General features: G+C 44.9%; 3 protein-coding genes. All 3 read right to left on the reverse strand.

Going from position 1 to position 1838, the window contains the following annotated elements:
• Positions 1–287: RpiB/LacA/LacB family sugar-phosphate isomerase (locus MUP17_10655; GenBank protein ID MCJ7459439.1), on the reverse strand; the 287-nt coding region annotated here is incomplete at its 3' end.
• Between the two features lie 10 nt (positions 288–297).
• Entirely contained in the window at positions 298–957 is a 660-nt protein-coding gene (rpe, locus tag MUP17_10660; protein ID MCJ7459440.1) for a ribulose-phosphate 3-epimerase, read from the reverse strand.
• 29 nt (positions 958–986) lie between these two features.
• A partial coding sequence (locus MUP17_10665; GenBank protein ID MCJ7459441.1) for a transketolase family protein occupies positions 987–1838 on the reverse strand: 852 nt, incomplete at its 5' end.

Below are 1838 nucleotides of genomic sequence, written 5' to 3' on the forward strand. Positions count from 1 at the left end.
GCATCTTTTGTATTGCTGACCAGGGCTGCCCTTATACCAGGTATCTTATTGGCAGCAATGGATGCCCCAATTCCAGTGCCACAGGTGAGGATTCCTTTTCTGTTTTTGTCCTTTCTGACTTCGAGTGCCACCTTCTCTGCAAAATCCGGATAATCGACTCTTTTCAAGCTGAAGGTTCCCACATCCTGCAGTGGGTAATTTTTCTTAAGAAGCTCTTTTTTGATGAACTCCTTTATTTTGAAACCAGCATGGTCAGAGCCTAAGATGATTAATGGTCTTTTTGGCATATACTACTCCTTAAATATGGATACTTTTATAGAGTGCTCTAATATTTTTCAGAGCATCCCCTTTAAAAACAGCTTCCCCTGCTATCAAAAGAGTTGCACCTGATTTGACCACAAGGGGAGCAGTTCTCAAATTTATGCCTCCATCCACTCCGAGGTGCATCTCCAAATTTTTCTCCTCTAATAGATTCCTTGTTCTGGCAATCTTTTTTTCCATCCCCCGGATGAACGGCTGTCCTCCAAAACCAGGCTCGACTGTCATAATTAAAATCATGTCCAGCTGCCGAAGAACGTCCTTAATGGTTTCGAGTGGCGTTTTAGGCCGCAAAGCAACTCCTGCGTCCAGTCCCAGAGATTTTATCTTCCTTAGGGTTTTCCTGAAATCGCAGCACGACTCCTGATGGATAATCAGGCAGTCAGCTCCTGCTTTTTTGAACTCTTTTAGATATTCCCCCGGCTGGTCGATCATCAGGTGAGTCTGCAGATAAAGTTTAGTCCTTTTTCTAACAGCTTTGATTACCACTGGCCCAAAGCTGATGTTCGGAACAAAATGCCCATCCATCACGTCCAGATGAAGACGCTTACATCCAGCCTTTTCGACTTTCCTTATCTCCTCACCCAAAGCTGAGAAATCAGCCGAGAGCAAGGAGGGGACTATTTCTGATTTTCCCATAACTCCTGAATCTTTGTCCAGGTTATCCTTCACCCTTTTTTTCTTTTGAGCACTTTCCTTACAGACTCCGCAATATCGATGTCTTTCAGATGATATTTTCTGAGCAGGCCCTCTGCATCCCCGGACTCGCCAAAAGTATCTAAAACTGCCACCATTTCCTGAGGAACCGGATGATTCCTGGTTAACACCTCAGCCACTGCGCTACCCAGTCCCCCATTTATCTGATGTTCCTCAGCCGTTACTATTGCCCCGGTTTCTTGAGCCGATTTTATGATTGTCTCCTTATCGATCGGTTTTATTGTGTGGAAATTAAACACCCGAATATCTATTCCTTCATTTTTGAGCATATCTGCAGCTTTTAAAGATTCGGAAACCATAAGACCTGTGGCGATTATGGTAACGTCCTTTCCTTCTCTTACCAGATTCGCCTTACCAGGCTCAAACGGGTCAGATTCTTTAGTGACTATCGGAAAAGGTGCACGTGCCAGTCGCATATAAACCGGGCCGCAGATTTCTGCCATCTTGTAGGTGGCTTTTTTCGCTTCAATAAAATCAACTGGCGAGAAAACCGTTAGATTCGGCAAAACCCTGGTGATGGCGAAATCCTCCAGACACTGGGCAGTGGCTCCATCCTCGCCCACAGTAAGACCGGCGTGTGAGCCGATCAGCTTGACGTTACGGTTATTATAGCAGATCGAAATCCTCAAAACATCGTAAGCCCGGTTGGTCAAAAACACCGCAAAGGAACAGGCAAAAGGGATAAGCCCGTCTAAGCTTAAACCTACGGATGTGCCTAAAATATCCTGCTCTGAGATCCCCAGATTAAAAAACCTTTCCGGGAATTCTTTTTTGAAATATTCAGCTCGTGTGGAATCCTCTAA

It is taken from the genome of Candidatus Zixiibacteriota bacterium (assembly GCA_022865345.1).
GTDB lineage: Bacteria > Zixibacteria > MSB-5A5 > MSB-5A5 > RBG-16-43-9 > RBG-16-43-9.